Genomic DNA, 23511 nt, shown 5'->3' with positions numbered 1-23511 from the left:
GGAGAATCCGATGAAATCAAATGAAAAAAAAGAATTTGAAGAGGAACTGAACGAGGTCGCACCGCCAGGAGAATCACAAACGGAAGAAGGACTTGTCAAGACATCCCTCGTATTCCATCCAGACTGGGAACTAACAAATCCAGAACGGTATGTATATATGTATAAACATGAGCAGCTGCCGCTGCTTGAACCGAATCAGGTTTCGATTGATGGAATTAAACTTTTGCATTACAATGATGGCTTTGTCATTGTTGCTTTCCTACGAAATACTTTAGACAAACCAATCAGTTTTGAAGCTATTGACCTAATTCTTCTCGATGGAGATGGTAGAGCCGTAGCAAAACGAAAATTTGAACTCGACACTCTTGGCGAGCTTCCTGCCCGCTCATGCATGCCATGGAGATTCCTCTATGAGGAAGGAGACAAGCTAGGAGAGAAATTGCCCGAAAAGGGTTGGAGCATCGCTTTTGAGATTAAGGAATCTCCATTGGAGGAACCGCATAGACTGGATCTCCATCCAAACTGGGAAAAGCAGCTTCCGCAAGCCCATAAGGATCAGCTTTGGAAAATTGTTTCTGAGTTGCCGAAGCTTGGGCCAAATGATATCAATATTATGGGATTCAAAGCGGAAATGTCCGATAAAGGCCAATTGGGGATTACCGTTTTCATTCGGAATGGAAGCAGCAAAGAATTTCAATTTGAGCAAATTCCACTTGTTGTCGAAGATGCTGCAGGCGAGGTAATTGCTAGAGGCGGCTTCAAGCTGGAAAACTTCAAGGTCCGCCCAAATACAACACGCCCATGGACATTTATCTTTCCAAAAGAGCTCATAAAAAAGGATAATCCCGACCTCTCCAGTTGGAAAGTCTATATGCCAACCAAGAAATAAAGTAGTAAAGCTCCCTTCGCAAAGGGAGCTTTTTTATACTCAAAATAGAACCGCAAAAAAACCTCCTATTTTAACAGGAGGTTTAAATCTTGCATTATTTTATTGAAGCTGGCTTAAATTCAATATGTGTTTCGATATTTGTTATGTACATCTGTGATCCGAGATTGAATTGGCCCCCGTAAAGGTTGTCACTTCCATATACCCGGTAAGATTCCCCAGGGTTCAGTACCCTCACTTCTTTAAGCTTGCCGTTTTCATCCCGTTGCCACAAATTCACTTTTTTCTTTATGTATACCGTCCCAATCTGGCCTTCCTTTATTAAAACTGTTTGTATGTATCTTCTCGCCCCGAGGTATCTTTTCTTATAATAGCTGTCATTCAGGCTGGCAATTTCAATCCCCTTTGGTGAGGCGTGGATGAATTTATTTTCACCGAGATAAATTCCGGAATGCGATGGCCCTGGCTTATACGTCGTAAAAAATAACAAATCACCCGGAACCCTGTCATCCGGCTCTATTTTATCTCCCTGCCCAAATTGGTCCGCGCTAGTTCTAGGCAGTTCGACACCGAATTCACTATAAACATAAGAAACATATCCGGAACAATCAAAACCGGAAGGAGTTGTGCCGCCCCATTTATACGGTACGCCCACGAATTTTTTTGCATACTCAGTCAAATCCACAATTTCTGCAGCTTCGGCCTTTCCTTGGCCTGCAATCAATAACGCTATAATCAGCAAAAATACCCCTGGCAGATTTCTAAACTTCTTCATCAGCAACCCCCGTAAAGTCTCTCTCTGTCGATTTTGCAAAAATTTTGGAAAAACTTACAACATATGTACATTCTAGTACATAAGATTGAGAGAGTCTATTTCACCCATTTTACAAATAACGATATTATATTACATTTTGGTTACAAAGGTTTAGATTATGGCTAAATCGGGAACAACGAGAAAGATAGATTATGCTGAGAAAAGTTATAACTAAAAGAGAATAATAGAGGTTGCTCTTATTGAAGACCTTATAAAAAACAAAAAGCAGGACCAACTATTGGGCCCTGCCGTTCTGGTTAGCTGAATTCCGGCCAATATTTCTGGAATTCATCGCCTTCAATTTTTTCAATGGTCCGGTATTTGAATGGGAGCAAATCCCCTTCAGTTTTATCAATAAATTCCTTTGCCAGTTCAAAAGGAATTAAGTCATACTGGTCTTTATTTTCAGCAATCAAATAAACACCAAGAATTTGGCCTTTTGACTTGGGGTCCAAATGTAAAAATGCCGGATAGTAGGATAAATCGGTAGATTCCAGCACCGCTTTGGCGGAAATGGTCCCATCCTCTTCTTTTTCGACCGCATCATTGATAATCTTGTCCAGTACTTTGACTGCCCATCCCTGTTTTTTATATCCTCCAATAATTTTCGGAGGGTTTGCCTTCAATTGTTCCAAAAGCTCATTTTGACCATTTAAATGTCCCATTGCTAAAAATAATCCCTCCAACTCCCAAAGATAGTGGATACAATATTAGAGATTTATAGTATCAAATATGCTTTTTTAGCATAATCAATATTAGCAAAATTGTAAAACATATCATCTTATTATTATCATAAGAGCTTATAAACTGCAAACATCCGTTTGTTTTTTTCCATAACTTCAGCATAGTGGTTTGGACATTTGTCCGCAAGATTAAATTATTGGTAAATAGTATGGACTACATAAAGCCAAAGGCCTCTGCGAATCTTGCAGGGGCCTTTAACTGTTTAATAAAACGTTTTTATTAGCTTCTAATTAATATCCCGCTGTTATGTCATCCACAAAGATTTGGCCTTTGTTTTTGTTCATGTCGTTTGTTTCCATATAACGGACAGGCATTTCAAGTCGGTATGGAGCATTCAGGCCCGCCGGAATTTCAGCTTCAACATACTTCCAGCCAATCCAGTCCAAGTTTTTCGTAAAATCAAGCTGGACTTCCATACCGCTGGAATCCCTTAGCTGGGAACGCAGCCAGTGGCCTTTTGCATCACCGTAAACCCACATCCCAATTTTAACAGGAGCTCCTGGTATCTCAATCGAGGCAGGTGGCGTTGCGTATACGCCTGAAGTTCCCGTCATCCCAATGAAGTCATAGGCTACCTTAAGCGACTGGGTACCGTTTTTAATATAGTTCTTTTCTGGTGCAACTGCAATTGAATTAAAGCGGGCACCGCTTGCCTTCCACCCAGATAGATTGCCTTCGAAGTTTTCGATGACTATGGAGCCAGGGTTTCCTACGATTACATTGAACTGGGCTGATACGGACCCGTATGAAACAGTGACCGTTGCCGAGCCATCTGCATTCCCCGCCTTAAAGACTCCTTTTTCCACTGTTCCAATTGGTGCAGAAAGTTTATATTGGAATACAGCCGGATCATCAACGATTTTTTTACCGGCAAGATAACCAGATGCAGGAATGGAGAAGGATCCATTCTTATCAACAATGACTGTTGGGTTTGCAAGCTGGATGCTGTCAAGCGTGCTTACAATTTCCGCTGCCACATTCGCTTTGATCGTACCTGTCGAAGCCGTAATCGTGCCTTTTCCAGCCGTTTTCCCGGCTGTAAACGACCCATCACTGTTGAAGGTTCCAACTGTTGACGTCCAAGCCAATGGGTCCGTCACCGTAATCGGGTTATTGTTTTTATCCAGGCCGCGAACGTTAATGTTAAGATTTTTATATGTTGCCCCCGCAAAAAGCTTTAGGTCGTTTGTTGAAAGAAGCAGTGTATGAAGCGGTCCTGCTTTCCACAAGCCGACAATTAGAAGGGAATTGGCTACATAGCGCTCTTTTCCGTCAGAAGGAGAGTTGATGACTGTCGCATCCGCATTGCCAGGCTCCCTCGTAACCATTGTCGATGAACCGCCGCCATCAAATGTCATCGCTTCTACAGCCCCGAGATCCTTCATGACTTTAGCTGTTTCTGTCAAGGTGATACCCGCGCTAACCGTCTGCCTTCCGTCAATGACGATGACGAATACGGACCCGTCTTTCTTGATGCCGATAGCTGTCCTTGGTGCCGCACCCGCTACATTAAGAGTTTGGGCAACACCATTTTTCACAAGGTAATACCTTCCGCCGATGGCCTGGTCAACCTGATCCCAGGACGGATTGTTATAGGCGAGATTAATTTCAACAACATCTCCTGCAACAAGGCTTTTCAAATATTCGCTGCCTTTGGCGTGTCCAGATAAGACGAACTCACCTGGCAGAAGCGGAGCGCTGCCCTTGCCAATAATGACTTCTTTGACTACGGCTTTGACCGAACCATTTCCGTTCAGCTTGCCTTCAATATTGGTTAAAACGACTTCCGTCCCAAGCTCGTTTGTCATCGTTGTTGAGGCGAAGTATGGTGTATAAAGGACGAGATGGTCAGCAAACCTGCGCTTGTTTACTGAATCAATGGTATAAGGATTCTGCCCATTCACTGTCAGCCCTAGCGCAATGTCGGGATTGCCAATCATCGCCTTCCCCTCAGGGGAAACCCCAAAGATTGTCCGCTCATTTTCAGGGGTTTTGTTTGTCGTTACTAGCTCCCCGTTATGGACAGTAAGGTCTGTAGGTGCCCCATTCGATTCGAAGTAGTCACCGTTCACGCCGCCGATGATGAAGTGCTCGTCGGCCTGATTGCGGGCCGCCATGGAGCTTACAGTTTCAAAGCCAATCATCTGGTCCTTTGCAAGCGTTGTTTCGAATTTAATTTGTGATGCCTGCTGATCGACTCCAAGGACATAAATTTGCTGTTTGCCGCGGGAGCTATCTACAGAAATCTTTGACTGTGTCACCCCTGGCGCAAGTACATTCGATTGCTCAGAGGTAACCGTACCAATCGAAAGCTTTGTTCCATAAAGTTCAGGGTTCACCTGCTTCAGCTTCAAGAGTGAAGGAGTCTTGTACTCTATGTACCCCGGCATTTTAGTCACAAAATACGGACCGCCAACCCCGTACTGGCCGCCAAACTGCGAGCTGTATTGATACACACGATATCTTTCACCCGGATTAAGGATGCGGACGAATGTCAGTTTATTGTTTTCCTTTTTCCATAAATTGATTGGTTTCAGAATATCTACCCTTCCAATCTGGCCCTTCACGAGCTGCGCCCCATCCCAGCTCACATATGGAGTGGTTGTGGCTGCATTCGCTACGCTATTTGAAAATGGGGCTGGAATAATAGACAGCAGTAATACAAGGCATATAAGAACTTTATTTTTCATCTTGCTCTCCCTTCTTCTCTCAAACATTACTTTTCTAGTATACGACAAATTCTGCCACAGGTGCCTTCATTTCTACAAAATTGGAAAGATAGTACCAGTTAAAAATGTTGGACACTGTTACTTTAGGTAATATGGATTAGAAATATAGCGAAATATTCCTAAAAATATTAGTATCCCTCTGCCAAAAAAGCGCCCGGAAAGAAAGCCTGTCCGGGCATGGCGTCATTTACTGTTTACAGCGAATTAAATTTAAAAAGGTTTAAAAAAGTTTTGGGTGAAATAAGGACGCATCGTTCCCGCCTGGAGTTGCACCCCGGTCCCCAGATAGGTATAGTTTCCACTTAGGATATTCTTCCGGTGGCCTAGTGAATTCATTAGCGCCTCGTGTGCAAAAATACTGCTCGTATAGCTCATCGCGATGTTTTCCCCGGCAGCCTGGTACACAATTCCGGCGGCCTTCATCCGGTCAAATGGACTTTGTCCGCGCAGGTTCGTGTGGCTGAAGAAATTATTAGCCGCCATATCGAGCGAGTGGCTCCTTGAGGATATCCTGGCTTTCTCACTCCAAGCGAGAGCCGGAACGCCATGCCTAACACGGTCCGCATTGACAAGGTCAAATAGCTGAAGCTCGAATGCCTGCTGCAATGATGTGGAAGATAACGCATAGAAACCGGCCTTCCTGTTCTCCACATCGATTGAAACAGCCTGTAAGGCAGTTACTTTACCGTAGTTATGAATATCATAAAATACGGTTATATAAAAACCATTCCTATAGAAGGTTTCCTGTTCACTATCATTTCGGGTGGAATAGTTGATACTCCCCTTCAAAATTCCTTCCACGGGGTTTCCTAGCACGGATTTGACGGCATCCCGGGCCATTCCCACTTTTACGTTCCCAATTTGAAATGCGCTGTCCATTGTGTAAAGCGCGCCAATTTTACCATTTAAATAGCTGACCATATAATAATTCCTGTACCCTTTATGATAGGTGTACCAGGTAGTTCCATATTCATTTGAGCTAATGCGTTTTTCCGATCCAAGTTTATCAACAATGGTGGTCCTTGTATCGGTTAATTCGACAGGTGTCTTGCTTTCGGCAATTGCCGTCTTTTTGCATTCCAACTGGCCAAGCTTAACTTTCGATGGTGTTTCGTATTTAACCCTGGCATCACGGTCAACATAGTACCCTCCACCGACACTCAGCATACCAGGCTTAAAGGCATAAATCCTATAGGTCTCGCCTGCTTTCAGCATTCTAGCAAACTGCCTGCTCTCACCATTCAAATTAAAAAGCGGTGTGTCGCTTAGAACTGTCAGCCTTCCAATCTGGCCAAGCTTCAGCTCATCTCCATCCCATTTAACGACAGTGCTTGCTGAAATTCCACTGCACAATTCGGCGGCCTTCCCCTTTTCGGCCAGAGTAAAATAAAAGGCGGTGCTGAGCATGAATGTCAATGCAGCCACCTTAAGTAACTTTCTATATACGGTCATTCCCATTCCCCTTTTTCTTTTTTGTACCACCTCATTTTAGTAGTTTGGCTCTTTTCCGTATAGAGGGACTTTAGTCATTTTTTAGGTAAATGGGCCCGCTGTTTTTGAACGTTTGGTGAAACCAGCAGAAAAAAACTATGGTAATCCAACCTTATTTTTCCACAAATTCCGATTTTCAGCAAAGAAAACGCCAGAGCACCATTGGGGAGCCCTGGCATTAGTATTATTGGAATTTAACATTCAAGGTATAAGGGTTGACTGTCGAATTTCCAAATACGTCACGAACCTTAATATGATACGTTCCTTTTTTCAAGGAGAAATTCAGGACTTCGGGGTCGCCTTCGGGATAATAATCCGCCTGTGTGACTAGCTTTCCATCCTTATAAAGGGAAATGATACTGTCAACTTCAATTCCTGCAGCGAATTCAATTTTGCCTTTCGAATCTTTGGCCAGCTTCAGTTCATACCAATCTTCATCTCCATATGGAACCCCAGCATTGAGGTAACCAGTCGCCTTAAGCGCATTCTTTCCATTTGTGCCAAGCTTGAGCGGTTTTGAAGGGATGTTGTTCTTCACCACGGACCCCTTGTCTTCATCCGCTGTGTTAGCAGGGACAACCTTCAATTGATATGGCAGGAGGGATAGCGGAACCGGACCGTCTACATAACCATTTACAAGCAGGATATAATTCTTGTTCTTATTTGCTTTAAATGAGCCATAGGTATTTCCGGAAGACGCGCCGCGGTCAATGTACTGGACCTTCCTGTATTCCTCTTCATCAAGCTTCCGGTTTTTGTTGGTGTCCTCCACAACAACTACCATCCCAAAAATCGGGTTGAGCAGCTCTTTTGGATACTTGCTGTAAGCTGCAGGATCAACCGCTTTCGTCCCGAAGGTAACGCCGTATATTGCATCTGCTTTCGATTCGAAATAGAAATAATCTTGATCGAACGGCATCGCAAAGTTTCCTTCCACTGTCCCGGCCGGCAGGTTCCGTACATTTTCCGGCTTGTCATTATCTTCATATTGATCCTGCGGGTCCGCATACAATAGCTTTGATGTAAATTGATATGAATCAAAGGACATTTCACCAGTATAATAATTTGAGTTTACTTTAATGTAGTACGTCTCTCCCTTTCTCAAGCCGGTATAAAGGGAAGAGTCCATCCTTATCCCGGCCCAGTCCCATATCATATTGGAACCGATTTGGGCCAGATATTTCACTGGTTTACCGTTGTAATCTTTATCCTCGATGATTTTATAAATACTAATTATCGGCACTGTAAAACCTTTTTCTGAAAATGCAAACTGAAAAATTCCTGTTTCGGAAGGTGTTGTTTGGAACCAGTCCTCATCTTCCATCATTTGCAGATAGCCGCCGGCTTGTTCGCCAACTTCATAAGGCTGGGAGCCTTCCTTTACCATTCTAAGGAATTCATCTTCCCCGTCTTCCGATGTACCAGGCTCCATTTCCTTCTTTTGGCCTTCAAGGCTTCCGCCTGTTCCCTCTTTACCTTCGCCCATGAATGGGAACATGTCTTCATCTTCTGGGAAGACTTTCCCAACCACTTTCAGCTTATAAGGAACGAGAGACGGCTCGGCAACCTGTTCATTGGCCATCAGCCCCGGATTAAAAAAGAAATCGTACATCATAAAATAGTTAGGATCAATTTTATTAGAGATTTTGATGATATACGCCATTTCCGGACCAGCGGTAAAGTTCAGGCTTTCCGCCGCGCCATGGCCGCCCCTGTTGCTGTAAAGCATTGGGTCAGCCTTCATTTCTCCAGATGCCAGCGCTTCAAGGATCATTTTCTGCTCATCTGCCGGCAGCTTTTCAAAATCCGGCGGGAAGAACATATCAGCGGTATAGAGGCTTATGCTCGTATCTGTGCCAGGCACTCCCGAAAGTTCAATTCTTACAGCCTGAGGCTCCTTGACAGAAAACTTGTAATAGTCATCATCACCGTCTTTGCCAATCAGGTGCAATGGTGTGCTTCCGCTATCATATGGGAGCTCGATAGCAATCGGTTTATCGAGTGAAGATTCATCCTCCGGCAAATCAACGGACTTTTGTACGGTAAGATTGAATTTCGAACCTCCTATTGCGGAATCATCATAGCTTCCATTCACTTCCTTTACCCCGAAAAGGACGGTGCCGCTGAACGGCGCTTCGAAGAATTTCCCTTCTTTTACTCCTTCACGAACCTTATTGACATCGATGATCACTTTTTCCGAAGCGGAATACATGTGAACCATCAATTTATAGTCAAACTGGGACCCCCCGTCAAGAATGAATTGAAGATTATCGCCTTTTTCAACCTCTGCCTTATACCATTTTTCCTCAAAGGCGGCGGTGATGTTCCCTGAAAGTTTCCCCTCCTTGCCGAGTGAAACAGACTGCGCCTTCTCCATCAATTCCTTTTCGGTATAGGCTTTCTTTACGATATCAGGGAGTTTCTTCATATCAAATTGCAAGGCTGCAACCGGGTTGATGAGCCCGTTTCCATATTTTACGTCAAACCCCTTTTCGCCAAGGTCATCAGCAGTATGCTCAAGAATATACTCGACCTGATAAGGGGTCAACAGCGGGTACTTTGATAGCAGAAGCGAAGCAGCCCCTGCGACCATTGGTGCAGCCATCGAGGTGCCCGTCAGTTTCCGGAAGCTTGATTTCCGTTCGTATTCATAGATCGTACTGTAAATTTCCTCTCCTGGAGCGACAACATCAACGGTTGTGCCGAAGGACGATGATGTCGAAAGCTTTTTCTGGCTGTTGATATTCCCGACTGATATAACACCTTCAAATGCCGCGGGGTAGCTCAGCATATCATTTCCTGTGTTTCCTGCCGCAGCTACAACAACAATATTTTTCTCAAGCGCTTTTTTGATGGCATCCTCGATCAATGGGGAAGGCATGGATCCGCCAAGGCTCATATTAATGACTTTCGCGCCTTTGTTTATCGCATAAAGAATGCCCTCGGCAATCGCAAAATCGGATGCCCCCCAAGCCCGGTCAAAAACATCAATTGGCAGAATTTTGGCATTCGGATTCACGCCGTATCCGCCTATCCCGTTATCCTTTGCCGCCGCGATAATTCCCGCTACATGCGTGCCATGGAAATCCGGCGAGCCCTGGTTCATAGGAGTAACAGTGTTATAGCTTGGCAGCAGCTTCCCTTTCAAATCCGGATGATTTGTGTCAATCCCCTGGTCGATGACAGCAACCGTAACCTGGTATTTCCCGGCAAGTGACTGTGCCTTTGCCAAATTAAGCATGTTCACATGATACTGGCTTGCCGCCTTTGGATCCTCAACCCCAAGCGGCCTGTACAAAGCGCTCGGCATAACAGCTGCCACTTTCGTATTTTCCCTGTACTTGGTGATTGCCTTGTCTAAATCTTTTTTATTCTTTACCTTAACAACCATATAATCCAAGCCTTGGATTTGTTTCACCGGCGTTCCGCCAGCATAACGGTGTTCCGTCAGAGTCAATGGTTTTTTGAATTTGATAATCAGCGTATCGTCACTTAGTGCCTTCTCTCCATCTTTTTGCGCCTTCATCTGCGACTGGCTGACATAGCCGGTTGGGCTGGACGCAAAATCATTGTACTTAACAGTTGTCGCATGGACCGGGCCTGTTAGCAGGCTTGCCGCAACCAGGGTCGTACCCACTGCCACAAGGCCGGTTTTCCTTAACCACTTTTTCATAGGACCCCCCACTTTCTGATCTTTTTTCACTTTTAAATAAAAAGGAATTGGAGACCGGGCATCCCACTCAAGAATCCCACCAATAAAAATTCTCTCCATTTCCATAGTTTACTATTTATTTAGACTCCCCGATACGGAGAAAGTTTCATATTTATCCTGATTTAAAAAATTATTATTTTTACAGGACCTAACTTTATTAGAAATAGTATTAAAATGATTTGCCAGCTTAAAATTCCAGTAAATTTACAATAAATATCTGTTATAATAACTTATAAGTTAGGCTTTAGGAACTGTTTCAGAAGGAGTGTACCATTTGTCCATCAACTTAAAGAAGTTTTCTTCTTCTATTATTCTGTGTTTCCTGCTGGCCTTGCCCTGGACCTTGAAGACCCTTCTGTTTGTACGGGAAACAGGCCTTGAGCCCAGTTATATACTTATTTACATTTCATCGCTTGGCTTTGCTGCCATTGTTGCGAGCCTTCTATTTTTGAATCGCCGATTTGCAGCAGTTGCTTCCGCATTTACAGTTTACGCAGCGGCCAGCCTACTGCTCTACGCGGATGTAATGTACCAGCGGTATTATAACGCAATCCTCCGAATTGAGCTTTTAGCCCAGGCCAGCCAGCTTAAAGATATCAAGTCCTCAATTATTTCGTTAATCAATTGGTGGGATTTCCTTTACTGGGTTGATCTTCCTGTTGCTGCGGTTGTTTTTTTCTTTTTTGCAAAAAAAATATCTCCTGGTCAATGGAAAAAAACCGGGCTTTCCTTCCTGTCCGCCGGGATGGCTCTTATTCTGGCAATCTCTTTGCTTGCCTTTAAATTTACGTATTCTGACCAATATAAAATATCATTAGCCGGTATCATTCCAGCCCATGTGTATGATCTTGGGTGGAATGTGTATAAAAAAGCCTATTTTAAACAGGCGCTCCTGCAAAAAAAGAGTATTGAAGAAATTCGCTATACGTTCAAAAACAGGCAGGAAATCCAAAAAACCTCCCCTTATTTCGGAAAGTTCAAAGGGAAAAACATCATCATGATACAGGCTGAATCACTGAACACTTTCCCAATTGGCCTGCGGGTTGGAGGGGAAGAGGTAACTCCCAATCTGAATAACCTAATCAAGGAAAGCCACTATTACCCGAATACGTACCTCCAGATTGGCAGGGGGAACACCTCCGATGCGGAGTTCGTCGCCAACAACTCCCTTTATCCGATGGGATATATAGGAGCATATAAAGGGTATCCGAATAACCAGTATTTGTCCCTGCCTGATGTCCTGAACCATAATGGCTATTCAACAAGTGTTACGCACGGCAATACTCCCGAATTCTGGAACAGGCAAACAGCCTATAAAAGCCAAGGCTACGGTGAGTTTTACTATCGCGGCCACCCCGCCATCCAGGAGGATGAAATTATCGGGCTTGGCATTTCAGATAAAAGCATTTTCCATCAAATGGCCAGGATGTATAAAAAAGAAAATAAGCCGTTCTTTAATTTCATCGTTTCGCTGACAAGCCATCGGCCGTTCATCCTTGATGAGAAATACCACTATCTTGACCTGCCCTCCAGGCTAGATGGAAAGGCGACAGGAAATTACCTGCAAAGCATCCGCTATTTTGATGAAGCGCTTGGTGAATTTATCGCCGAGTTAAAAGCGGAAAACATTTGGGAGGATTCAATATTTGTAGTATACGGGGACCATTATGGGCCGCTTCCTGCCGATGAAGAAGAAATCCGTAACTTGCTGGGCGTTAATTTCGATTTAAAAACAATGTTCAACATCCCTTTGATCATCCATCATCCAGGACAGACAGAATCAGTGGTGAATGAAGGGACCGGCAGCCAGATGGATATATACCCGACTCTTACCGCCCTTCTTGGGATTGATGACCAGCTTGTCCAGCTCGGCACGACGCTTGATGCGAATCATAAAAGAATTACCGGTTTTGCGTTTGAAACAACTCGCTATTCCTTCTTCTCAGATGACTATGATTACCTCGCATCCCATGAAGGCGTATTTGAAAAAGGAATCTGCATCGACAATCGGACCCGCAAAAAAACCGATGTCCAGCTTTGCCGGGAAGGCTATGATTCTATTTACAAGGATATCCGGATTTCTACACTCCTTCTTGAAAATGACTATATCGGAAGAATATTCAATTCAGGCACCGTGCGGGCAGCAGGGAAAAGCAAATAGTAAAGGAAAAAGTTTTCTCTTAAATAAAAACTCCCTACCAGGCCAACCTGATAGGGAGTTTCTACTTTAAATTATTCTTCCCCTCTAAGCTCCTTCAGCTTCGCTTTTGACGGGGTTTCATATTTAACATAGCCTTTCATGTTGGTTACATAGTAACCTCCGCCAACTCCATACTGTCCGCCATGGGCACTATGGTAGCTGTAAACGCGGTAGGCTTCACCTGGTTTAAGAACACGGACGAACACTAGCTTATTGCCTTCTAGCTTCCAGAGATTGATTGGCTTTTCAATTGAAACCCGGCCAATTTGGTTCTGCTTCAGAAGGGATCCCTTCCAATATACCTTTGGTGCTGGTTTGTTACCAGGATTATCTCCAGGCTTGGTATCCTTAAGTGCCGGCAGATTCAGCTCATATTTCGCAAAACCAGTTTCAAGTGTTGTCAGGTATTTTACATCCCCACCTTCAGCAAGGTATTTCTGTGCTTTTGGGGAAGACTCAAACGAAACCTTCAATCCATCCTGATTTTTAATCGGTGCAAAGCTCCAGTTGTTATCTGCGCTTGGGTTAATTACCTTTGTTCCTTTAATGTAATCGATGATAACTTGGCGGTTTTCATCCGGTGAAGCAAGGGCGATTTCTTTATTGACAGCCACTTTGATTCCATTTGCGCGGTAGTTGTTTGTTGCAACAATAAATTCTGCATTTGGATTGATCGGTTTTCCATCAAAAAGAAGGTTTTTAATACGGTTTGCATTCTGATTAACAACGTTTTGATCCCTGTCATATTTGGCAGGCTCAGTAACGTCAATTTCATACGTTACGCCGTCAATGATATCGAAATTGTACGTTGGGAATGCGTTGTTAACCAATTCCTGAACGTCAGCCGATTTAGGGTCTAACTGATTAAATTGGCCAGCAGACCATTCAAGCCATTCCTTGATATCGGAACCTGTTATTTTAACGGCAAATACAGTATTCGGATACAGGTATAGGTCCGCAACGTTTTTGATTGCGATTGTTCCCTTGTCCATATCTGTATAATAATCTGCTCCTCCGCGGCCGCCAGCCTTGAACGGTGCGCCAGCTGAAAGTACTGGAAGGTTTTCATACTTAGACCCCTTGAGTGCCTTCTCCACATACCACTTTTGGGCGTTTGTCACAATCTGGACAGATGGATCATCTTTCACCAAAGCAAAGTAGCTGTTGATTGGTGCTGTTGTTTCACCAACTGGCATCCTCACATATCCAACAGTTCCTTCATGCTCGGCTTTAATAGCTGCTTCAACTTCTTTATCGCTATCAGCGTTTGCAATTGAACGCAATTCCGCTTTAGAATTAGTTAACTTCCACTTGCCATCGTTTTTGGAAATTTCCAAGTCGATTACGCCGAGATTATCTCCCCATGAGCCGGGCATTGTAACTGGAATGCCGTTGATTGTGCCCTTTGCATTATCGATTCCTTCACCGGAATAGTTAGGGTTATTGCCAGCCATCGGGAATTTATTGTGGGAATGCCCTGTCAAAACAGCATCAATTCCAGGAATTTTTGTCAGGTTAATCGATGCATTCTCTGAACTTTTACCTATTCCGGAGTGAGATAGAACGACAATGACATCCGCTCCGTCAGCCTTCATTTTTGGAATGAATTCTTCTGCTGATTTGACGATTTCTTTTGCAATTACTTTTCCTTCAAGATTTGCTTTATCCCAAGTCATGATTTGCGGCGGAACAAAACCAATCACGCCCACTTTAATTATGTGCTTTTCACCGTCATTATCAACGACTTCCCTGTCCATAATTTTATATGGGTTAAAGTAGTTTTTATCATTCGTAGGATCATTGTCTTTATCATCATGGTAAACGTTTGCATTTACGACCGGGAATTTCGCGTCATCAAGGACTTCATTGAGGAAATCCAAGCCATAGTTGAATTCATGGTTTCCAACTGTTGCTCCATCATATTTTAGCAGGTTGAGAAGCTTCACAGCCGGGTGCTCAACACCATCGGCAAGCTTTTGTACGCCCTGTACATAATCACCAAGCGGGCTTCCCTGAATAAGATCACCATTATCAAATAAAAGGGTATTCGGCTGTTCGGCACGGGCAGCCTTAATAAGTGTCGCTGTTTTTGAAAGGCCAAATGCTTCCGTTGGTGCATCTTTAAAGTAATCGTAGTTCAAAAGGTTTGTGTGAAGATCTGTCGTTTCCAAGATGCGCAGTTTTACGACATCATTGTTGGCAGCCTCTGCGTATGTAACCGGCGGTGCAACCTGCGGCAAAATGAGCCCTAGTGCAAGTGCGGCCCCTGCGAGCGCTTTCATAGTTGGCTTTTTCATACTTTCATTCTCCCTTTCTTGCTATCAAATTTATACCCCTCTTTTGAAGCATCATAATAGTATCACAGATTAGTAAATAAGTGCACGTTTTACCTAGTGATATGTAGCTATTTCACCATACTTATTATCCTGAAATAACAAAAGAAGCACCAGTATAAACTGATGCTTCTAAAGTAGGTTATACCTAAACCTATTATGGTAGTAGTTTTTCAACTGGGATCATGTAAAGGTTGGCTAGATTGCGATAATAAATGTTCCCTTGTCCATCTTGGGCAATCTCATTGGCTCCGCTTTCAAGCAAGATTGTATAGGACATGTCGGAAGGATTGACCTTGATAAGCCGCCCTTCCATCGTCCCATACACAAACCCATCCTTCCCGGCTACTAGCCTCGCATTGCTGAACCTTCCAGAAATCGCATTTAGGATTTTTACCGACCTAAAGTGATTCAAATAGGGATTATAGGAAAAAATTGTCCCGTCTGCCGCTCCCCAAATATCTCCGTCTGGCCCCTTTATGAGTGACATGACCATTGTGGCCTGAACAGGCAAAAAGAAGAATTCTTTGTCTTCTGGATTAAGTGGATTAAACCGGAAGAATTTTGCCCTAAACTCGGCCTGCTGGTAATTTGAATGAATGGAAGTACCGGCGTAAACATATCCATCATCAAAAAGCAGCGAAATAATGCTTTGATTGGTGATATAATCTTCGTAAACCCGGTAATCACCCGTAATTACATTGTAATCCAGCAGAAGTCCGCCCTTCTTTGAATCCTGGGCATAAGTACCCGCAAACAAATGGCTATTGCTGTAGCCTGCCATTGCGGTAATCCGTTCCTGTTTATATTTATCGAGGGCAACCAATTCTTTTACAGCGGACTGATCCCATAATTCGTTTGGAGCAATTTCTATTAATCTCGCCTTTGGATATGCACCGCCGTAAAGCTTCCCGTTCATCATAATGCCGCTTTCGAGCTGATTAATTCCTCCCAGCTGGACTCCCTTTCTGTCAATCGTATCGTATTTGGTCAGTCCGCCAGTCATAAACCCGTTTACGTAAATATGCCGTTTGTCCGGATCTGTAAATAAAGTATGAAGATTTACCGGTTGAGAAGGTAAAATTGCTTTTTGGGTTGTTACTATATTCGTATAAGGATTATAAAGATAATAAGTCCCTTCATTATCTATCAAACCTGTCAAAATATTGCGTGAAGGGTTATTTTTTAATTGGACAAAATCTAGCGACAAGGCAGTCCTCTTCCTGGGAAGCCGAGCATTAGTATTCCGGATCGTACCGCTTCCAAGCTCATATGCATAGAAATTCCCATCGTACGTATAATAAAATTCGTTTTTTTCAGGCTCCTTCGGTGAGAATCCCCTTGAGTCAGCTAAGAATTCCCTTAAATAAGCGCCGTTTGAAAAACTATATATGTTCGATCGTTTTGACGGATAGAATTTCACTACAAGCAGGTCATCAATCCGTTTCATTTTTTCTGCATAGGACTCTGAATTATATCCGTCCATTGTAATCGGAATTTTCAAGTCATATTTAATATCCCATTTAAAGAGATCCGCCAATGGTCCGGTGCTTACATAAAGATAGCTATCATCCGCATCGGCTGCAATCGACTTTGCAAATTGCTTGCCAAAGGATGCTGTGCGGATGATTTCCCTTTCACCCGTCATTTTATTAAAGGCAAAAACAGCGGCTCCGTAGGCTGTAGAACCGTATACATATTGATTGGTTACGGCCAAATCCTGAATTGTCGTTTCCGCTGTGCCGATAAGCATATCTCCATGGTCCCTAAATTCATTCGTATTCGGGTTATAGCTATAAAGATTCCCATTTGTTGTACCGCCTACCCAAACGGTTCCATTGTTATCGACTTCTATTGCCCAGGCACTTGTTGAATTCCATAGGGAAAAGCTGTGCTTTGTCTCATTTGTATTTAGGTCGACGACAGCTAAGGAAGATGGCGTACCATGAAGGATGATATATAAATACGCATTCCCGTTTTGGTCCATGCCCGCTCTAGAGGCAAGGGTGCTTAGGTTGGAAACCTGGGGTCCAAGATTTATAGGCTCCAATTTGGGCTTCTCAGGTGGCTTTTCCACTGGAGGTGGTGTTCCTTCATTGCCAGGAGGCGTTGTTGGGATTTCAGGTTTCGGATTCGCACATTTAACAGCATTTAATTTTTGCTTGGACGGTGTGCGATAGTCAATACGTTCATCCCGCTTAACATAATAGCCTCCACCAACCCCAAGATATTCCGCTTTGAAATTGTAAATCCTATATGTACTTCCCTTCTTCAATATCCGCTCGATTACTAGCTCTCCATCAATGAATCGGTAAAGCGGTGTATCCTCCAAAATCATCAATTTTCCAATTTGGCCAGACTTCAATTCAACACCATCCCAATTAATTTTTTGCCCGATTTTGATCCCTGTACAATCATACTCTGCTGCCTTCACTTGTCCCATAGGAAATACATTCATTATGATAGCTGCGACCACTACTAGAAGAAAAAGACGTCTCATATGAATAACTATCACCTCATTATTTTAAATTTCATTAGGCACAGGAAATTAGAGGGAAATTAGGATGACTTGCTCTATTATACTACATTATGTTTATGTTTGGTTATTAAAGCCAGTTACTATACTAATTGTAAACATTTCCATTTAGTGGGCATTACCATTGCAGCGGGATAACATGCGTTGTGAGGATGATAACTTTACTTTTGTTAAATGAGAAGCCCCTTTTAGTTTTATCTTGATAGTAAGTGACCTAGCTAGTCATCCTTCTCAAACTAAATACTTATTAAGTTTGTCATTTTGTCTCCCAATCACAAATAAGAAAAAAAGAGGCTGCCCAAAAGCCACGATATATGACTTTTGAGGACAGCCTCTTGAAAAATTTATGATTGGTTATCTTGTTTGGTAGTTCAATGAAAAATCTAAAACCTATTATTGAGCCGGTGTTGTTACTTTTACAATACGTCCTTCAACGGAAGGATTTACTGTTTTGTTAGGCTGCGCTTCAATATAGTCTCTTAAAATTTCCCAATCAACAAATCCGGGCTCACTTACGCGGCCTTCATCATATGCTTTCTTGAATACAACAAAACCATCTCCACCTTTAGCGGTGAAAATATTTGTCGCCACGACATAGTCTTTTTGCAAATCAAGTTGGCTATAGTTACCATTTTTGTCCTGGACTTGAACAGTCAATACTTTTTCGTTTAAAGGCTTTGAAGTGTCATAAGTGAATTTAAGGCCTGAAACTTGTAAAAATCCTCCAGACGCAGTAGGTGCATCCTTTACACCATGCTCAAGTGCAGCCTTAATTTCGCTTCCCTTTAGGGTCATAATCCCGAGTGCGTTACCAAATGGCAGGACTTTAAAGATATCCGCTAATGTAATATCTCCCGCAGCAAGGGTATCTCTAACCCCTCCACCATTTTGAAGCGCTATTACAGTATCAGGGTTTATTGTCTTCGCTTTTGCCAGCATCCCATCTGCAATAAGGTTACCGAGATTTGTTTCCCCTGTCCTTGCAGCCGGATTTCCGCCAACCAATTGAACGGATGATTTTCCAACAATCGTAGCTTGCTTTTCGTCGACCTGTGCTTTGTACGGAGCAAGTTTTGTTACCGCTTCTGCATCCGATTGAAAAACATATGGTGCATCTGGTGCTGTACTTGTTTTTCCATCAATTTGAATCAAGTTACGAGCGTGGCCAATGACTTTTCCATAGGAATCAAACTGAACATCAAGTGTTCCTAGGTACTTGTTATACTCATTCGCCTGGACAATTACTGTTGGCTCTTCACCAGTTGTATCAATGACTGGCTCTAAGAGAAGGCTATGGGAATGTCCACCCACGATAATGTCGATGCCTTCAACAGCCTTAGCCAGTAAAAGATCGTTATCTCCACCGCCATCGTTATAGCCGATATGGGTTAAAGCTATAATCTTATTAACACCTTGAGCTTTCAAAGCATCAACGGATTTTTGGGCTTCCTGGATATAGTTTTGGAAAGCAACATCGTTTCCAGGACTTGATATACTAACAGTTTCAGCTGTTGTTAAGCCGAAAATCCCAATTTTTTCTCCATTAACTACCTTAATTATAGCGTTGTAGATATTACCATCTGCCGGTGTACTAGTTACTTCAACATTTTTATGGTAAAACGCTTTCAAATTAGCATCAGCTGAGAAGTCTACGTTGGTTGAAACAAATGGGAATTCTGCTTCTTTTACAAAATTCGCTAGAGCTTCAGTCCCTAAATCAAATTCATGGTTACCGAAAGTCATCGCATCATAGCCAAGCCAGTTCATAAATTCCAAGTCAGCTAATCCCTTATATTCATTAAAATAAAGTGTTCCAGAGAAAACGTCTCCAGCATCTAGTAATAATGAGTTAGGATTTTTTGCGCGGAATTCTTTAATAGCGGTAGTTTTTCTACCGATATTGTCCAAATTGGCATGTGTGTCATTTGTATGCATGATTGATAGTGAATAACTGCTGCTATTTCCAGCTCACACTGGACCTACACCGTACGGGCGCCTTTCAGCGCATACGGCGTTCCGTCAGTGATCAAATTCTACAAATCTTATTTCCCCAACATCATTTTAACATAAATCCCCCCTATTTCCCTATATTTTTTTGTAATTTTGTAAAATATTAGGTATGCATTTTACAAAATTACAAAAACCAATCACAAATAAACGTGATTGGTTTTGGTTTTGGTAACGACATATTTTTGGGGAAATAAGTCGTAAAATAGAATTATCACTGACTGCACTTCTTCGCTCCCACCTGTTTTACCCTCTTCCCATGTTGCCATGGAAATCCAAACGGCAGATGATCAACACTACTACAAGTGCGCCGCCATTTTGCTAACGTCCTTGGTGCTAACACACCTCTTTTAGCAAAACTTCAAACGTTCCATTATTTCCTTCCCTACTTTTGATGACCTTAGGCCTCCACTATTCAGAAATGAGAAAGATCAGTTTAATAGTCAATTTTTCTGATCTCCAATCAACCATTCCGGATCGATGGAAAGATACCAAACTGTTAGCAATTCTTGGCACCCTCTACCTCACCCTGCCTAAACATGGATTCGTCTCCTAGCCATAGCCATCTTTTAAGGAGCCCCGCCTCATTCCTATGAGTACGACTTCACCTGACTTCACCCCTTTGGTCTGTTAGAACCGCACTGGATGCAGGAGGATTAGGCAATTGTTAATGACTATTCAACAAGGACAGGATTTTCACCTGTCAATGGGAAATAACAGTTCAAGAGAGCCCCATGTTTCAATAGTATCAACATGGGGCTGCACTTGACTTTTTTCACTAGCAAGCTAGCTTATAAAGTAACGTTTCGTTTATTATTGTTCAACAGTAGCAGAAAGTGCAGTTTTTGTAGCTTTTGCTTCAAAAGCTTTCACTTTGTTTTTAGAACCATCTTGTAGGTAAGTAACAGTAGCTTTAGTAGCCACAGTAAACTTAGTTCCAGCTAACTTATCAAGGTTTGCTTTTGTAAGTGTAAGTTTAATTTCTACTTTAGAAGCATCTTTGCTGTTATCAACAGTATAGTCTACTCCTGCTACATAAACTTTACCGTTGGCATCTGTGACTACAAAATCAGTTGCCTCCAAGTCACCTACAGTAGCTAAGGCTTCGTCAAATGAAACAGTAATTACCGCTTCAGTATCAGCTGTACGCTTAACAGTTACTGGATCAACAGATGCAAGCTCAGGTGCTATGCCATCTTTCACATTACCAGCTGTTACTTCCATACTATCTAACTTTTGACCAGTAATTGTTTCAAGCTTGTTAGCAACAACTCCTACAGACATTTTTGCTAGCTCGCCAGCAGACTTATTAGCAAGGTTTTCTCCTGCTTTTACCGTAACAGTTACATATGTTTGGCCGTCTTTAACTTCAACTTTGTCAACAGCAGCTACAGATGTTCTAGTCGTGTCAGTATCGCTTCCATCAACCAAGATACCATCTGCTGTTACAGTCTTAAGTTCAGCGCCAAATACAAGCTCAAGTTTATTTAGTCCAACAGCTTTCGCAGTGAAAGTAGTCGGTGCAGTATCATTTGTGATTGTGAAATTAGTTGCAAGGGCTGCGTTAATATTTCCTGCAGCATCTGCAATACGTCCAATCGTAAGATCATTCTTTGAATCAACTGCTGCATCTACAACTGCAGCTGGAGTTTCTCCACGGTACTTAACAGTAATACGTACACGCTTATTATCAGTACCAAACAATTCTACTTTATCAGCAGCTGCAAGTGCAGTTCCGTTGACCAGGTAGTTATCTTTGCTTAGTGCAGAATAAGCACCAGATGTAGCAACAGCTTCATTGAAAGTTACATAGATATACTGTTCTTTAGCTGCATCGTTTGTAACAACTTTAGCATCAACCTTAGTTAGATCGATTGGTGTTTTGTCAGAAACAGTGAATGGAACAGTAATAGCTGTCATTTTGTTCTTAGATAGGGAAGTATCAACAGCATCTTTAACTTCGATTGTGTAAGTTCCGCCAGCCAATTTAGCGCCTAGAGTTAGTGTTGCAGTCAATTTCTCGTTATCAAATGCAACGTCTGTGATTGCTGGAGTGATAGCTTTTCCAGCAGAATCTTTAATCGCAAATTTCGCAGTAGATGCATCGATTTTCTCAGAGAATGTAACTACTACTTTATTTTCTGCTGTAGCTTCAACTTTAGTAACAGTAGGCGCAACTTTATCTGCAGCAATTGTTGCAGATAGTTTAGCATCTTCTGCCATAGCATTGCCCCACTGGTCAACTACAGTGAAATCTCCAACATTTTTCAGAACAGTAACTGTCACATTGCCTTCAGGAAGAATGAAGTCTTGAGTTTTATCATCATTATCCATGAATTTCAATGTAAACTTCTTGTTGTCAGTTGTTTCAACAGCAACTGGCTTCCAAGCAGAATAAGTGTGGTAGAAGAAGTCTTTTGTTAACGCTGCTCCACCTTTTTGAGTTACAGCCTTGTCAAATTCTACAACTACTTCACTTTGAGAAGCAGATACTAGTTTCACATTAGGAGCAGCAACATCTTTCTTGTATTCAAGATCAAATGTTTTGCTCATAGCTGCAAAGTTAGCAAAATCAGCATAGCCGCTTACTTTAACTTGGTATGTTCCTTCAGGAAGGCTAGATGCGCCCAAAGTAACTGTTAGAGTACGTCCGTCTGCAGAAAGCACTTTGCTTGTAACGCCGTATACTCCATTGTTGATTAATACTTCAGCATTGTTTGTTGCCTGAACAGGCTCGCTGAATTTAACAGTGAAAGAATTTGGTCCAGTCAAAGCGATAGACTCAGCAACTGGGATAGTAACATCCATTACATTAATCTTGCTTACAACTGCTTCAGCAAGAGTCTTGCCGTTTTCAAACTTTAGGGATGTCTTAGTAGTGACTTCCACTTCGCCTTGCTGGGCAACTGCAGTTCCAAGAGTCAAAGTAGCAGATTTGTTATCTGCAGACAGCTTAACCAATGCAACAGTGTTGTTTTTAACAGTAAAGTCAGAAGTTTTTACATCTGCTTTTGAAACTGGGCTGTTGAAGTTAACAGTTACTTCTTTCAGGTTAGTTGCGCTGATGCCATCTACTTTAGGAGTAATAAGTGCATCGTATGCAGTTTTAACCTGAGCGGCAGTAGCAATCAAATATTTACCAAATTCGCTATCCTTGTCGACTTTTGGAAGGAACTCATCAACTTTAGCGAGTGCTGCTTTCGCGCCTTCAATGTCCTTTTCAGCAACTTTCTTAGTCGCTACATCGGAGTACATTTTTACTGTTACTTCTTCAGCAAGGCTGTCGCGAAGTGCTTGTGCTTCGTTTTTGAATGCTTTGATAAGAAGTTCACGAGTGGACTCGCCGTAAACACGGTGAAGGATCACTGTACGTGTCTTCAACTCATAAGAGATTTCATGGTAAAGCTTTTCTGCGCCGTTCCAGTCCTTGTCAGTAAGGGCTTTAGCAAGAGCTTCCCTCTTAGCGTCAAGAGCTGTAGCGTAGTTGTAAGCGTCGATGTATGTAACAACGCGCTTAGCGATGTAGTCATTGTAGTTGACATCCAATTGTGCAAGATATCCTTCTTTTTGAGCTCCGCCTGCTTTGTTAACAATCGCTTTCGCATTGTTGTAAGCAATTTTAGCAGCGTTATACTCTTTGTATACGTCTGCAAGGTCAGCGAATTTGCCAGTGGCTGTTACATCACTGTATGTGTGGTAAGCTTTCTTAATTTGGGTTACGGCTTTACTTACTTCTGTGGCAACGTTGGTTGCTGCATCAGCTTGTGCTGGTGCGTAAGCAACGAATGCAGAAGCGGCAACTGCAGAAGCAGCAGCTATTTTGATAGCTTTTTTCTTCATAAGTCTGGTTTTCCCCTTTCGGTATTTTAGTAGTACGACAGTTTCCGCCTGAAAGGCTAGAACTATCGCCTAACAAACTTAACGACAATTATACTAAAGCGGGCTGGAAATATCAACTAATATATGAATATCCTACCTGCACCTTAGTAATCCTGTGAAAAAAGCCAGGTATTGCGTAACCTGCCAAGTACTTTCACAATTTCTATAATAATACATATT

General features: G+C 42.6%; 11 protein-coding genes. 2 read left to right on the top strand and 9 right to left on the bottom strand.

The features are described from left to right. Positions 1 to 10: 10 nt before the first annotated feature. Positions 11 to 889, top strand: a complete 879-nt coding sequence (locus AR337_RS10200; protein WP_059171905.1) for an accessory Sec system S-layer assembly protein — start codon at positions 11 to 13, stop codon at positions 887 to 889. A 94-nt stretch (positions 890 to 983) separates the two neighbouring features. Here the strand turns inward: AR337_RS10200 and AR337_RS10195 are convergent, their stop codons facing one another. The 5 genes from AR337_RS10195 to AR337_RS10175 all read right to left on the bottom strand — a co-directional run bounded on the left by AR337_RS10195 (position 984) and on the right by AR337_RS10175 (position 10337). Further along, the gene (locus tag AR337_RS10195) at positions 984 to 1661 is read right to left on the bottom strand and encodes a C40 family peptidase (protein ID WP_059171904.1); all 678 of its coding nucleotides are present in this window, start codon (positions 1659 to 1661) and stop codon (positions 984 to 986) included. 296 nt (positions 1662 to 1957) lie between these two features. Next, positions 1958 to 2365 (bottom strand): hypothetical protein, encoded by a 408-nt coding sequence (locus AR337_RS10190; protein WP_059171903.1) that lies wholly within the window; start codon positions 2363 to 2365, stop codon positions 1958 to 1960. 309 nt (positions 2366 to 2674) lie between these two features. Then, positions 2675 to 5134: a phosphodiester glycosidase family protein gene (locus AR337_RS10185; RefSeq protein ID WP_059171902.1), complete on the bottom strand. Its 2460-nt coding sequence runs from the start codon at positions 5132 to 5134 to the stop codon at positions 2675 to 2677. Positions 5135 to 5383: 249 nt separating this feature from the next. Continuing rightward, complete coding sequence (locus AR337_RS10180) at positions 5384 to 6625, bottom strand: CAP-associated domain-containing protein (RefSeq protein WP_253701607.1); 1242 nt, start codon at positions 6623 to 6625, stop codon at positions 5384 to 5386. Positions 6626 to 6848: 223 nt separating this feature from the next. Beyond that, positions 6849 to 10337 carry a S8 family serine peptidase gene (locus AR337_RS10175; protein WP_059172229.1) on the bottom strand — a complete coding sequence of 1163 codons (3489 nt, stop codon included), beginning with the start codon at positions 10335 to 10337 and terminating at the stop codon, positions 6849 to 6851. A gap of 313 nt (positions 10338 to 10650) precedes the next feature. On the opposite strand from AR337_RS10175, the gene AR337_RS10170 reads away from it, so the two are divergent. Continuing rightward, positions 10651 to 12537, top strand: a complete 1887-nt coding sequence (locus tag AR337_RS10170; RefSeq protein WP_059171901.1) for an LTA synthase family protein — start codon at positions 10651 to 10653, stop codon at positions 12535 to 12537. A gap of 71 nt (positions 12538 to 12608) precedes the next feature. Here AR337_RS10170 and AR337_RS10165 read toward each other — a convergent pair whose 3' ends face one another. The 4 genes from AR337_RS10165 to AR337_RS10150 form a co-directional block, all read right to left on the bottom strand. Beyond that, positions 12609 to 14873: a bifunctional 2',3'-cyclic-nucleotide 2'-phosphodiesterase/3'-nucleotidase gene (locus tag AR337_RS10165; protein ID WP_059171900.1), complete on the bottom strand. Its 2265-nt coding sequence runs from the start codon at positions 14871 to 14873 to the stop codon at positions 12609 to 12611. A 193-nt stretch (positions 14874 to 15066) separates the two neighbouring features. Continuing rightward, a complete protein-coding gene (locus tag AR337_RS10160; protein ID WP_156424360.1) occupies positions 15067 to 17409 on the bottom strand; it encodes a WD40 repeat domain-containing protein in 2343 nt (780 codons plus the stop codon). Positions 17410 to 17838: 429 nt separating this feature from the next. Further along, positions 17839 to 19380 carry a bifunctional UDP-sugar hydrolase/5'-nucleotidase gene (locus AR337_RS10155; RefSeq protein ID WP_082686920.1) on the bottom strand — a complete coding sequence of 514 codons (1542 nt, stop codon included), beginning with the start codon at positions 19378 to 19380 and terminating at the stop codon, positions 17839 to 17841. An 885-nt stretch (positions 19381 to 20265) separates the two neighbouring features. After that, a complete protein-coding gene (locus AR337_RS10150) occupies positions 20266 to 23292 on the bottom strand; it encodes an Ig-like domain-containing protein (protein ID WP_059171898.1) in 3027 nt (1008 codons plus the stop codon). Between the last annotated feature and the right edge of the window lie 219 nt (positions 23293 to 23511).

The organism is Bacillus sp. FJAT-27445, from assembly GCF_001510665.1.
Lineage (GTDB): Bacteria > Bacillota > Bacilli > Bacillales > Cytobacillaceae > Bacillus_D.
This window is presented reverse-complemented; position numbering and strand designations above follow the sequence as displayed.